The sequence below is a fragment of the Butyricimonas hominis genome, assembly GCF_014287455.1.
Classification (GTDB): domain Bacteria; phylum Bacteroidota; class Bacteroidia; order Bacteroidales; family Marinifilaceae; genus Butyricimonas; species Butyricimonas muris.
Map to the genome: position 1 here is coordinate 318213 of NZ_JACOOH010000003.1, position 14378 is coordinate 332590.

The 14378-nt window shown below is 40.7% G+C and carries 10 protein-coding genes; 1 reads left to right on the forward strand and 9 read right to left on the reverse strand.

Annotation, left to right across the window (positions count from 1 at the left end):
* Positions 1-42: 42 nt before the first annotated feature.
* From H8S64_RS08185 to H8S64_RS08215, 7 genes are all read right to left on the reverse strand, one after another.
* The gene (locus H8S64_RS08185) at positions 43-879 is read right to left on the reverse strand and encodes an AraC family transcriptional regulator (protein ID WP_186975688.1); all 837 of its coding nucleotides are present in this window, start codon (positions 877-879) and stop codon (positions 43-45) included.
* A 353-nt stretch (positions 880-1232) separates the two neighbouring features.
* Complete coding sequence (locus H8S64_RS08190) at positions 1233-2348, reverse strand: TlpA disulfide reductase family protein (protein ID WP_186975689.1); 1116 nt, start codon at positions 2346-2348, stop codon at positions 1233-1235.
* Positions 2349-2353: 5 nt separating this feature from the next.
* Positions 2354-3460 carry a TlpA disulfide reductase family protein gene (locus H8S64_RS08195; RefSeq protein WP_186975690.1) on the reverse strand — a complete coding sequence of 369 codons (1107 nt, stop codon included), beginning with the start codon at positions 3458-3460 and terminating at the stop codon, positions 2354-2356.
* Between the two features lie 73 nt (positions 3461-3533).
* Complete coding sequence (locus tag H8S64_RS08200; RefSeq protein ID WP_186975691.1) at positions 3534-4676, reverse strand: hypothetical protein; 1143 nt, start codon at positions 4674-4676, stop codon at positions 3534-3536.
* Between the two features lie 21 nt (positions 4677-4697).
* Entirely contained in the window at positions 4698-6248 is a 1551-nt protein-coding gene (locus H8S64_RS08205) for a RagB/SusD family nutrient uptake outer membrane protein (protein ID WP_186975692.1), read from the reverse strand.
* Between the two features lie 12 nt (positions 6249-6260).
* Positions 6261-9902, reverse strand: a complete 3642-nt coding sequence (locus H8S64_RS08210) for a SusC/RagA family TonB-linked outer membrane protein (RefSeq protein ID WP_255469477.1) — start codon at positions 9900-9902, stop codon at positions 6261-6263.
* Between the two features lie 78 nt (positions 9903-9980).
* Positions 9981-11138: a FecR family protein gene (locus tag H8S64_RS08215; protein ID WP_186975693.1), complete on the reverse strand. Its 1158-nt coding sequence runs from the start codon at positions 11136-11138 to the stop codon at positions 9981-9983.
* 350 nt (positions 11139-11488) lie between these two features.
* Between H8S64_RS08215 and H8S64_RS08220 the strand changes: the two genes are divergently transcribed.
* Entirely contained in the window at positions 11489-12046 is a 558-nt protein-coding gene (locus H8S64_RS08220) for an RNA polymerase sigma-70 factor (protein ID WP_186975694.1), read from the forward strand.
* A gap of 29 nt (positions 12047-12075) precedes the next feature.
* On the opposite strand, the gene H8S64_RS08225 is transcribed toward H8S64_RS08220, so the two are convergent.
* Positions 12076-13665, reverse strand: a complete 1590-nt coding sequence (locus H8S64_RS08225) for a PKD-like family lipoprotein (RefSeq protein WP_186975695.1) — start codon at positions 13663-13665, stop codon at positions 12076-12078.
* A 16-nt stretch (positions 13666-13681) separates the two neighbouring features.
* A complete protein-coding gene (locus H8S64_RS08230) occupies positions 13682-14377 on the reverse strand; it encodes a DUF4843 domain-containing protein (RefSeq protein ID WP_176555090.1) in 696 nt (231 codons plus the stop codon).
* Position 14378: the final 1 nt, after the last annotated feature.

Genomic DNA, 14378 nt, shown 5'->3' on the forward strand with positions numbered 1-14378 from the left:
TTCCCTTTCAAAAAATGGCGATTTTTCCGTATTAGTTGGCGATTATTCCTGTTTTTTCCTTTTCCGGTACTCGGATATGCTTTCTTGAGTCATTTTCTTGAAAAAGCGACTGAAAGCAGCCAAATCTTCAAATCCCAGAATATTACCGATCTCTTTCGCGCTTTTACTCGTGTAGAGCAATAGCCGTTTTGCCTCCGCCTCCACACGTTCATGGATTACCCGCAAAGGAGGCGGGAACCCGTATTCCGAAAACAAATTGGACAATGTCTTCGGGGTTCGGCACAGCATATCGGCATAATCCTGTACTTGCTTTTTCTCTTTAAAGTGTTTATCCACCAACACGTAATACTGTCGCACGATATCGAATCTCTTTTCCTTTTTCCGATCCACGAAAAACTTCTCTCTGGCGATACGCGTACAAGTGATAATGAAACGTTTCAATATAATCCGTAACATCTCCTCCTGTAAGTCATCCTGCACGCCACATTCATTCATGAATATACCCGAAATATCCTTCAGCATGATAACTTGCTTCGGTGTCAACTTCAATTTCAAGACATTGGAAGAACCGTTAAACAAGAACCCGTTACACGACACTTCACTATCATGCCCGAATATGCAATAAAAATTGCTGTTAAAGAGTAAACTCAAGTATTCCCCGTCCACCTCCTTCACCTCGATATGATGCAAAGGCGTCAGCGATATGAGTTCATTCTCGTCGATTCGCACCGCAACATGATCTATTTCTATCACCAACGACCCTTTCTGCACCCATATCAACTTGTACAGGCTCTTGTTTCGCTTTAAAGATTCATTCTCGTGAAAATTGGAAGTCATAGCGACATTCCCGTTCAATCGTGTATTAAGACAATATTCCATCCCGATCCTATTTTGAAACAAAAATACAGAATAAAATCATTTATTTGTACATACCCCACCACATTCCGGGGAAATCAACCGGAGAAAAAGCGTAAATCAAGGATTACCACGCGATACTAGATACAACCGACACGAATACTCCCACGAGAATTACATGGATATGAACTACATTTTCAAGGAAAAGAAAGAAAGCAGTTGGCGAGGTGTATGTCTATGGAATAAAATGTGTGCACTGATAAACGCAACCAACCGCTTTCAAAACACTCAAAAAAGGCTATTACAGCCGTTTTATAAAAAAATACTACGATTATTCTTATTATCAAAATAATTGCAAATTGAAAATGGCAAAAGTATCATTTACCCAAAATATCCAAAAGAGCGCTCCTTATTTCCGGTAGTTGATTTGCACCGCTGGCACGCGAAATAATTCGATTATGTTCGTCCACCAATACCATGTAAGGAACACCCCAAAAAGCATAGGCTTTCATGAGAGGAATATCCATCGTTTCATTACCTTTAAAATCACATCCATGTACCCATGGCATGGCTTCTTCTTCAAGGGCTTTCAGCCAATAATCTCTCTTTTTATCCATAGATATACTCACTATCTCTAATCCTTTATCATGAAACTCCTTGTAAATTTCCTTTAACTCCGGAACCATAGCCCGACAAGGACTACACCATGATGCCCAGAAGTCAATCAATTTGACTTTAGCTTTTACCGAATAAAAATTAAACTTCTCTCCCTTCGGGTCAAATACAGTGAAATCCGGCGCTTTCTTCCCGATTCCCGCTTTTTCCTGTTTGGCAATCCAATCGGATATATTTCTACCGGCAAAACTCTTTTGCAATTCCGGGCTGAATTTACTGTATTCATCTTTCAATTCTTCCAACTCCTTTTTTTGTGCTCCCGCTGCCAAGAAATCAAGTGCCAGATAACTATCCGCGTGCTTTTTCATAAAAGTTTCCCGGTCTGATCTTATTTTCTGGTTTATAGAATCAAATTTTAACGACAACTCCTGAAAACGAGCATCTCCCGGTTTCAATGATACAAATTCATCCCGATATTTTTCTGTTTGTTCACGACCTTTTATCTCTATATCCCGATACTCGTTGGATAGTCTTTGCGCTTCACCACCACCTTTTATAGCACTGAAATATATATAATCAGGATCGATCTCAATTTGATAATCTTCATTCTCCAAATAAACGGGAACACCTCCCATTGACTGATTGGATAAAAACAACAAGGCAGGTAAAATCTCGTGAACCTTTCCCTTGAACTCGAAAACCCCATCCGTAACTTCTGCCCGACCAATCGTATCCGCAACATAATTCGAAAAAGTGATCAAATAAGCTGTCGCTTTCTTCGTCCCGGAAGCTTTACCTGTTATTTTATATCCATCCGTTGTAGCTTTCGCAACAAAACATATTCCGATAAATGTTATCATTACCAATAATTTTCTCATAATTTCTATTGTTTCAAATTCAAATATTCAGGGAGCATTTCTTTCAACTGTTCACTACTAATATTTCGGGCAAGGACTTTATTATTTTCGTCCAAGAGTAGATTCGACGGCAACGTCCAAATCCCGTAAATCTCGTTCAACGGGGACTTCGAACCTTTCAAATCAGACACCTGCACCCAAGGTGCTCCATCCTCCTTTATAGCTTTCACCCATGCTTCCCTGTCTTTATCAAGGGAAAGAGCCAGAATTTCAAATCCTTGCAACTTGTATTCGTTATAAATCGGAATAAATTTTCGAATCTCTTCCCGACATTTTCCACAGTTAGATGACCAGAAATCCAACAATTTCACTTTTCCCTTTGTCCCATATAGTGACACGTCATCCCCATCCGGCGTCTTCGCCGTAAAATCAGGTGCAGTCGCACCTATAGCAATTTTGGCTAAACGTGGTAATAGTGAACTGATATATTGTCCCGGTTCCGTCTTTTTCAATTCCTCGCTACATAAATCAAAATCTTTCTTTACGCTCGCAACATCCATCCCCAAGGCTCTCGTCGCCAATTTGAACAACGCGAAAAAAGAATTACCATGCTGTTTCAAATAAGCGACCTGTTCTTTTTCAAACGCATCCCGCATCTTGCCCATTCTCTCTTCAAATTCACGCTTTTTCTCTTCATTATTCTCTTGAAGTGCTTTGATCATGTCTGGAGAGAATTTATGATATTCTTCTGTCATTCGGGTACTTATATCTACGTATCCTTGGTATATTTTCTGTTCTTGTCCGCCCCCGGTAACAACCGGCACTTCTCTCGATGCCATATGAATATCATACTTGGCATCATTTTCAAGAAAAACGATAGCCCCCATCATTCCCTCCATAACCACGTATCCGGCTGTCGGTTCTTGTACTTTTCCCTTTATCACAAATTTTCCGTCCTTTACCGTTCCTATCGCCAAAGTATCCCAATTCTCTTTCGTGAATTTTTGTTTCAGTATAAACACTTTCCCGACCTCGATTCCCTCTACCGTACCGTTAATCGTGTATCCTCCAGAGGCTCTGCATCCATGCAAAATCCCTCCGATAAGAATTATTAAAAATAAAATTCGTCGCATACCTGTTTTGTTTATTTATTAAATTTACATGAGGCTGTCAGATTCACTTCCGACAGCCCCATTCTTCTTAACACTATTCGCCGTCTAAAATATCCGCGTACTTGGGCAAATCAACATTATAAGTGTCTTTCATGTATTTTACAACCAAATCATATTTATCATTGATAATTTGATTACCTGCTTGTTCAAGGGGATCTTCCGCATCAAGGGGAAAATCTTCACGTATCTGTGTTTCCGGGTAAGTCATAGCCAAACGAACCATATTCATGAAATCCAGTAAAACTCTTTCTTTAACAGTTTCCGCAACAGGTCCGGGATTGCGATCGTCCTCGAAAGATCCATAGGGAGTTTCTATTATTTTCACGATCCATGGCATCCACGTGGGAGCCCCATACGTCTTTGACCAACCAACAACAGTCACCGGTTTAAAATCTTCTCCTATTTCCGGGGCAAACCCTCGTCTTTGAAAAGCATTCTCCGGATCTTTTTCATTCGGGTGCACCATAACATCCTCCGTGTAGTAAGAGTCAGGAGCCCACGGATTATCTATTTTAAATTGCTCCAAAGAGTAATAGCGAATACCGATTCTCGATTCATAGTCAGACATTACAGCAAATTCATCCGGTATTTCATACTCACCGCTCGAAAAACGTACTTTCAAACCCGGGTAACTAAAAGAACAAGCCACATTATGAATAATCTCGGAAGTTAAGCCCGCCTCCAATTCCTCGCCGGTAAAACTGAGGCTCCAATAATCTAACCCGTCTTTTTTAAACTGGATATGCTTTTTCCCGTATGTTTGCGATCGCGGATTACCATCGTTTAAATCATTTACCAGATATAAATAAAAAGGCAATTGTTTTCTATCCGAATCTTTATTTTTATCCAAACTTCCCAACAACCACGTTTTTACAAGTTCCAGATAAACCTGAACATCTTCATCACTCGGCGTCTTGCAAACATAGATCGGATCATAATAAATAGGACTTGTCCACATCTTGTTCAGATGAGTACTATCAACATCCTTGTATATAATATACATACCCCAATCCTTGGCTATTTGCTCGATTTCTTTATCCCACGGGTTATCTCCCTGTGGAAAATCGAACTGTTGTAAATCAAACTTCTCCACGAATCCGATGTTGTCATCATCTCCGCACGATGCCAATCCCAGTAGAGATAGCAATAATATCCAATATATTTGCGTTTTCAACATAACAATACAATTTAAATTACACTATTTTCTAGGTTCATTCTGTACCATAGCGGGATTATGTTCAAATGCCTCTTCAGGTATCTGTAAAGTAAAACCGGGATCATTCTTCTCTAACACGTACTCCGTCGAATTTCCCGTTTTATCGTACCAAACGTGTTTCAATTCATTCATCCCGTAACGCCGTAAATCAAACCAACGATGATTCTCGAAACACAACTCACGGCGACGCTCATCCCGAACAAAAGAGATTAATTTATCCGGATCGGTTATCGAACAATCCCGAAAAGCACCTGCAACAATCCTCTTCAATCTTAATTGATCCACAAGCTCCCCGGCTCTCGTTAAATATTCCCCTTTTCCGGTTTCTTTATACAAACATGCCGCTGCTTCCGCCGCATTCAAATACGCCTCTGTCACTTTAAAGGCAATCCCCCAGTTCCCGGCACTCCATCCCCAACTCATCCCATAATTTGATCCGACCTCATATTTACTTATCGGTCTATAATAGTGAGGAGTTTCCTCTCGTCCCACTTGCTCCCATATTAAATAATGCTTTTTTCGCAAATCTATCGATTCATATGCATTAACCAGACTATCGGATACAACAGAAAGATTATAAGTGTAGTAAGTCGGTCTGCCGGATTCGCTATATTCCGTGTACTGAACCGTTGTCATAGGCAATGCCAACACATCACCCTGATTACCAAACAAAAACATCACCTCCGGATTTTCCCAAGTATAATAATTCATATAGGACGGATCGTTATACCGTTCGGGCAATGGCAAAGAGTTTAAATCCATTATCTCGTAATTATAGTCTTTAATCACCTTCTCCCCGTAAGCTAATGCCTGTTCCCAATTCTCCATGTATAAATACACACGGGACAAAATCAACTGTATACAAGGCAGATTAATTCTATTATTATGAAGGTTCTGTTCATCCTCCGGCAGGGTTTTGTATAAACGTTCTGCTTCCTGCAAGTCTTTCACTATTCGCGTGTACACTTCCTCCACCGTATTCCGGGGCATCCCTCCCGTTGACAATTTCGAGTTCAATTTCAAAGGCACTCCCAAGGCATTTTTGTTAAAAGAGTAAGGTTGACCGTACAAGTTCACCAGATGAAAATAAAAATACCCCCGGAATGCTAACGCTTGTCCCATCACTCTATTTTTTTCAATCTCCGTTCCTTGCACATCATCAATATAATCCAACACGGAATTACATCCCACGATTTTTTTATAGACTTCCCCGTAAATATTATAATTACTAAAGTTATCCTTCATATCTTTTGCCCACGTGTAAGTCAAGCGTATATTGTTCAATCCCGCTTCCTCATTGTTCGCGTTCCACTCTTTCCGAATGGCAACATCATCATCAAACAATCCTAATACACTATAAAATGCCCCATCTCCTATCCCGGGTCCCATGTAAACTTCTCCCAACAGTAATTCGTCCAAAGACTTCACCAGTTTAGGTACATATTCCGTTTGTGATTTCGGCTCAAGAAAATCATGACAAGAAGTCAAAACCGACACAATAAGCCAAAAACCATATTTCAATATTCTATTCATAAGATTTCATTTTTAAAAACCGATATTTACACCAAAAGAATAAGTTTTAGGCTGAACACTATCACCTAATTCCGGATCAAACCCGTCAAACTTTTTATCAGCGATAACAAATACATTATTTATGATCGTGTTCAGTGACAAACTCTTTATACCTACCTTTGCGCACCACACGGAGTTGACATTCCACGTTAAAGACATCTGTTGACAACGCAAAAAAGAGGCACTTACCACCCTCAAATCCGACCTACCCCACATTTCATAATAATTATGAGATATCCCATCCTGAAGATTTATATAATTAGCAATCCGTCCCGAGTAAACACCGGGTATATCCGTGTATTTCTCATCTCCGGACTTTTTCCAACGTTTGATTAAGTCTTTACTCAAATTCACGTCCGAAAGAGGTATATTACCATTGGACGGATATGGATTGGGCAATCTTTTCTTCGCTCCCAATAACAAGGAGAAATTTGCCCCGAATGTCAAACCTTTCCATCTCAATCTGGTCGTTAAACCTCCCGTGAAATCCGGCTCTGTCTTTCCCGAATACACGAGTATATCCGTTAATTCTGAGATTTCTCTCAATACAAGGTTTCCGTTTTCCGACCTCACGAAATTACCGTTTTCATCTTCCTCGAAAATCAAATTAAATTCCGGAGAACCATTGTCGGGATTTATTCCCTTGTAACTATAAGACCAGAAACTGGACAGCGCATATCCCTTTTTCAACACCTTATCCGTGGCACCACTCAAATAATCATCCAATCGTATTTCACTTATAGACTGTGTTTTCGCCGTATTCCAGTTTTTTGAAGAATTTAACCCGATCGTCCATCCCCAATCTTTAGAACGAATAGGAGTTATGCTTAACGTGTACTCCACCCCGGAATTTGTGATCCGTCCACCGTTAATTTCCATTCCATCACGTCCGTATTCCAGAGCGATAGCTTGATTCACTATATTATTGGACGACTTCGTGTAATATTCCAGATTCATGGTAATCCATTGCAACAACTGAATATCCACGCCAAAATTCCATGATTTCGTGCGCTCCCAACTCAAATCCGGATTCGGTAAACGGGATATCTTGGACATGTATTCGCCATAATATTGCTTTATCATATCTCTTCTTAAAATAAGTTCCGGACTAATGGAATTCACTGCGTTTCCTTGAATCCCGTAAGAGGCTCGCAAATTAAATTGATTCAATATACTTGAAAAATTCTGCAACCAAGGCTCTTGGGCAATATTCCATGAAAGACCGAATGAATAAGTCGGATCAAAACGTTTGTTCTGGTCTTGCCCGAAACGGTCAGAAGCGTCATTACGCATACTGGCATTCAAAACGTACCGATTCTTATAAGAATAAGCCAAAGTAGCGAATATCGAAAACTGATTGGAAACCACAGAATTACGCGCCCAACCTTGTCCGTTAAAAAGCTTGTCCAAAATACCCCAATTATAAACGGCTCCACCTTGTCCGAGAGGCACAATATCCTTAATTGGTGTCGGTTGCACAACTTGCTCTCCTCTCTCCGCGACATAACCAAATATCGTTTGCGACCGTTCTTGAGTTCGAGTTGATATCACCTCCGTACCCAATAATACGTTTATCCGGTGATCTTCCTGTATTGTTTTCGAGAAAGATACCTTATTTTGAATATTCCAACTAAATATATCACTTACTCCATTCAACAATTCCCCGCCAAATGGTAACATCGCCGCTTTATACTTATCCGAACCGTACATTTCAGATTCATAATCATAGCCTCGATAGTTCTTTGCGACATAATACGTTTGCTCTCCGGCATAAGACTCTCTGGTTCCGGTACTATTACTCACCCCCCCGACAAATTCATATTTCAACCACGGTAACACTTCCCACGAGAAATTTAAAGAACCGTCTAAACGGGATGTCTTATTTCTTGAATAACTATGATCTATTTCATTCAAAATATTATAGCCTAAATAGTGTTCGTCCGAGTTATATCGATATCCTCCGCGTTTCTGCTGGTAGTAACGATCACCATTATCATCATAAGCCAATACCGAACGACTTGTTTCCGTCGCGTATTTCATCGGGCTTACTTCCGCCGCGTACCCCCACGTTTTATTAATTGAACCTATCAAATTCACATCCACGTGAACTTTAGGATGTAATTGTGCCCCGACATTCACTCTCCCGCTTAAATTCTTTGCATCATTATTCAATTCTATTCCGGCTTGATCGCTGTATCCCAAGGAAGCGTTATAAGTAACTTTCGTACTTCCACCCGAAATACTCAAATTATGATTGTGACTGAAAGAATTTCGAGTCAACAATTCAAACCAATTTGTATTCGTTTTCTCTAATTTTAATATTGCTTCTTCGGCTTCATCTTTAGTTATTCTTCTGTCATAGAACAAACGCATAATTCCCTCGTAGGTAGCCATAGAACCAATAGGTGTCGATGAGTAAATCGCACCCTCGTCAAACGCTTCCCGGCTAAACTGGATTCGTTCCTTGGAATTCATCAAATTGAACAAACCGTAATTCGGACGGGCTCTAAAAGAAAAAGTACCACTATAATTCACGGTCATACGGTCTTGTTGCCCCCGTTTCGTCGTTATCACGATAACCCCGTTTGCCGCCTTTGAACCATAAATCGCTGTTGCAGAAGCATCCTTCAACACCGTGATCGTTTCAATATCCGCCGGATTCAACCATGATATTTGATTCCCCAGAATATTTTTCAAATCATCCACCATCACGTCACTCCGGTCTATGGGAAGCGGGTCCGGCTGAATAATCCCATCGACTACCCACAACGGGTCTTGATTACCTAAAATAGTTGAAGTTCCCCGAACCCGAATCTTCGGACTCGTCCCCACGCGGGAACTCGTGTTCATCACCATCATTCCGGCAACACGCCCCTGCAACATCTGATCGATTGAAGTATAGGCTGGCATCATGATATCCGAAGCCTTTATTGTAGTGACAGAACCCACGACATCACTTTTCCGCATCGTCTGATACCCGGTCACGACCACCTCTTCCATTTGCGCCACGTCTTCCTCCATGACCACGTTTATAATATTTTTCCCCTTACAAGGAACTTCTTGTGTTTTCATTCCCACGAAAGAAAACACCAACACGGCATCATCACGCTTCGGGATATAAAAAAAGTAATACCCTCTTTGGTCAGTCGTGATTCCCATGGTCGTTCCTTTCAACATAACCGTTACTCCCGGCAGTGCAATGCTATCCTTACCGATCACCCTTCCCCGAATTTGCTGCATATCCTCCGGCCCCCGAATTTCACGCGTACGACTGATAATAATATGTTTGTCCCGAATCTCGTATTTCAAATCGGTTCCCTTCAAACAATAATCCAGAATTTCCTGAATCGTGGCATTTTCAAATTTATAATCTTTCAACCCGATCCGTTGAAGTTCTTGGGTATTGTACACGAAAGAATAATCACTATTCTTCTCGATGTGAAGGTAAACCGTACTCACCGGCACATGTTTAAATTCAAACGTGAACCTTTTTTCTTGCGAGAATCCTCGCGAAGGCATACATAATAAAGTCATCAGCAACAAGACATTCAAGAGCCTCATCAGATGTTTCAATTTTTCTCGCGGGCATTTACCCGCATTCTCCGTTTTTTTCATAAATTTGCGTATTAATTGTACGTTAATTAATAATTACTTACGGGGAATTTGGGTGGTGCCTGTTCCCCGAAGTTTTTCTTACCAAGCGCTTCTTACCGTAATAGCTCTTCCCTTTTGGGTAAATTGTATATTACCTGTCCGGGATAAAATATCCAGAATAACGCTTATATCATCATATTTTTTCAGTCTTGCAGTTAGTCTTTCATTACCGGCATCCGGGTTGAGGAAGAAACAATCGAAATCATACCATTTAGACAACTCGCTCATAATTTCGCTCAATGTCGCCTCGTTAAATATAAAATACCCGTCTTTCCATGAAGTAAAATAAATAGTTTCCACGTCCAATACCCGAGAATCCTCCTTGCCGATATTCACTTGTTGCCCCGGACGTATCAGATAAGCATTGCCCCGCTGATCTTCGACAGAAACGCTCCCTTGCACCAAAGTAGTCAGATTTGCCTCACCCGCGTAATCCCTTACGCAGAACTCCGTCCCCAAAACAGTCACAGCAGAGCGGGAAGTCTCCACGACAAAAGGCACATCCTCGTCACGAGTCACGTCAAAATAAGCCTCTCCCGTTAACTCCACTCTTCGCTCTTTTCCAATGAATTTCACGGGATAACGTAATTTTGTCCCGGCATTTAACCACACTTTTGTCCCGTCGGACAACACCAATTGAAATTCCGCCCCCCGCGGTGTTTCCATTATATTGTATTCAACCTCCGCGGGTGCAATGGAATCCGCCATCTCGTAAAAGACTTCCCCGTTTTCCTGTATCCGGATATTCATTGCTTTTCCCCTCAACAATGTATCCTGACTTTCCAAAGCCACTTTTTCACCCGTACCCAAAGTTAAAAATGCCCGACTCTTCCCCACGGATATAGATTGTTGCCGAGTGACAATACCCTGTTTCTCCGGTATTCCTACCCAATATGCCATAATGCCACCGATAGCAACAACCACTGCAACAGAAGCCGCTACAGCAACATATCGCCAATAGCCGCGTTTGGATTTTCTTACTCTTGCACGCACCTTTCCAAACGCATCTTCCACTTCCAACATACTCGGACTACTCAGCCTTTGTTCAAATGCCACCTCATCCAATAATGAAATAAACAAGCGTTTATTAGCCTCCGATTCATTTATCCAATCATCTAACACGCTTATCTGTCGAGGAGTCGCCTCATTCTTGATAAAAGCAACTATTATATCTGCAATCTCAAAATTCTTATCCATTTCTTATCTCTCTTTATAATACAAACACATCAAGAGATAAAAAGTGGTAAAAGAAACTCAAAAAATTCATAGATTATAGCGATACATCACTCCAATAGATCGGATTTCTAAAAAAATAAAATAAGCTAGAAACCATACAGATAATATATAAAAACGTTCATTTAATAAAATTCAAAATTAGTGTTTTTTTATTTCTAAACAAGTGTATGAATGTATTTTCGATCTATTTCATAATCAAAGTCTTTCATTTACTTGATATCAAAATTCAACTAATGATTTTCAAGCACGAAAAGAGTATTATTAAATGAACATTTATTCATATTACACTTCAGAGGTGGATTAAACTGATAATGAAAAACTTCCGCAACATATACGACGAGTCCGAATATGAGATTCTATTTAAAGAATTTTATACCCCTTTAGTGCAATTCGCCTTTCAAATAATCAACGACAACGAGGCTGCAAAGGATATAGTTCAAGATTTATTCGTGCAACTTTGGGAAAAGGAACTCAAATTCACAAATGAATTAGTTCTCCGTACCTATTTATATCGCTCCGTACAACACAAATGTATAAACCACATCCGAAAGCAAAAGATTCAACAACAACACGAGAAAAAAATATCCGATGAAATAGAAGAGCAAGAAAATCCTTCCGTGTTACACGTTCTCATTCGCGAAGAAGTATATCGTCAGCTATTAAATTCAATTGACCATCTCCCCCCGCAATGCAAAAAAATCTGCCTCATGACACTCGATGGGAAAAAACCTTCCGAAATCGCCCAAGAATTAGACCTTGCCGTGGACACCGTGAAAAAACAAAAAACGATAGCCTTAAAACGTTTACAAGATGAACTGGGGAACCTATCATCCATAGCCGTGATACTATATCTGGAAACATTATTATAAAATGAGGGGGTATTCCCCCCTCATCCTTGCTACCATGGGGCACTTCCGCCACTACTACTCATAAAATTACCGTACTTGAATATCACCTGTTTAATCTCTCCCAAATCAACATTATCAGGTGATTCGTACATATTTCCCGCTGCCCACGGATCCGGTGAACCCAACACTTGATCAATCGTGTAGAAAATAAAGATTTTTCCTCCCTCCAACGCTATCAACAACCGATCGCCATTGTAATCCGGGGTTAAATGTGTAACATTCTTATCAAAATCATGAATTTTCTTCACGATTTGTCGTATTCCCCCTGCTTCATTACGAAATTCACAATAGTACAGCGACTTCCCTTCCGCGAAGTACATGTAATTTCCACTTCTCAACATAGCATACACCGCTTGATCGGATACAATATCAGAACCGGCAAACAGCCACTTACCTCTATTCGACACGTTCATCGTCGCGTAATAATAGTCCTTGGACAACGAGAACTTTTGAACATAATACTCACCGTCTTTTTTGAATATACACCGGTAATGCCCGGTACCGTAATCACCTCTCTCGCATGTCGCCCAAACCAAGGAATAATCACCAAAATCCGTCAAATCCACGAACTCATCAGGATCTGTCGAATTATCCCGAATGACCCCCTGTAACCCCGCAGACGGATCTCCATTGGCAGCGATAGCCACGAATCTGTTATTCGCTTTATCGTGCATCAACTGCAAACCCACCCAAAAATAAGTAGCGGGTATTATCCTGTCAATATAAGTATTGGGCTTATCGAAATCAAAAGGAATATTCATAAAACGAGTCAGATGAAAACCTGTCGGCTGACTTGATTGTGGATAAATATACCGGGAATAAGCCTTCCCGTTATCACCTATCATTAAATCGACAACATTACCGAATAACAAAAGTTTCGGATACACACCCTCCGGATAACCTCCATAAAACTCCTCTTCCAAAGCAACCTCTTTATTCCACAACGTACCGTTCAAAGAAACACATCCACCTCCCTCTTGAAGTATCGTCAACTCGTCCCCTCCATTATTAGGAGTTGTAAAATTCTCCGTGATATAATACGGTTTCCGTCCTAAAGGATCGCCCGGATGCAAGGAACTGTAAAGATTATAAAAAGGAAGATAGTAAAAAGGCTCATCCGTGGGCTTTTCCAATCGCAAATAATGAAGCTCAGTCGCCCCGTCGCTCTTTTCTGCCAAAAGAACAAAGCCATACTTATACGGGGAGTCTATCTGCAAGGCCACCCCGTTACGATCATAATACACCTGCCCGGACTTCCGGTCTGTCACGAACAGATTTAGTGAATAAATTTCACATTTCCCTTGATGCGTGTATCTCAACACACGCTCACGCGAAATAACCATCGTATCGATTTTCCAAGTGTAATCAAACTCTAACGTATCCGACGGGTTTTGGAATGTCAATTCAGGAACAATCACAAGCTCTTCACCAAGATAACCGTAAATCGTGTACGTATTCGCCGGTTTCAAATTAACAATCACTTCGTTAACTTCCGCGTAATCATAGTTTCCCTTGTCCTCGTAGCATCCGCTTAATAACCACGAAAACACTATTCCCAAAAATATAATCGCTATTCTCATCATATATTCCATTTAATCAACTTCCAATTACTGTAACAGTCATTTTCGTGTGCCCGTCCTTCTCGTACACGGTTTCATCGTTTGCCTCTTTTTCATTCAAATGTTTTTTCAAAAGCAACGCGTTGAAACGGCAGTCCACGGCATCCTCCGGATTCAAATACCCGACCCCGGTAATTTCAATAAACAAACGATACTTTTCATCTGAATAGGTACCCAAATAACTATTCACGATTACACTATTCCACCAATCCGGTTTAGAAATCTTATCATTTATCCAAATAATGCGAGCGATATGGGATGTTTCCCCAAGCATAAAATCCCGAGTCGGTTCCAGACGCACGGTCAGTCTTACCGGTGTCGTTTGTAAATCCGGAGTTTTAACAAGTTTCACAACCAACTCGCATTGTTCCTCGTTTTTTCCCAGCACACAACGTTCCGGCAGTATATAATTTCCCGAGGCGGCAGTCGTGTAATCATCCACGACAACAACCTTGTACTCTCTCTCCCTGTCCTCCGGAAGCCCGACCAATTTCACGCCTAAACCGTAATCTATCGTATCCCGGTTCGGGTAAAAAGTAAAAGAAAACTCTAAAGAATCCGCCATCTTACCCGTGAACTGAATGTAGGCATCATTACCATAAGTCATGATATGTTCCCGCTCGCAACCCGAGAAGAGATACAACATTCCTAATATCAATAGTATTCGTTTCATA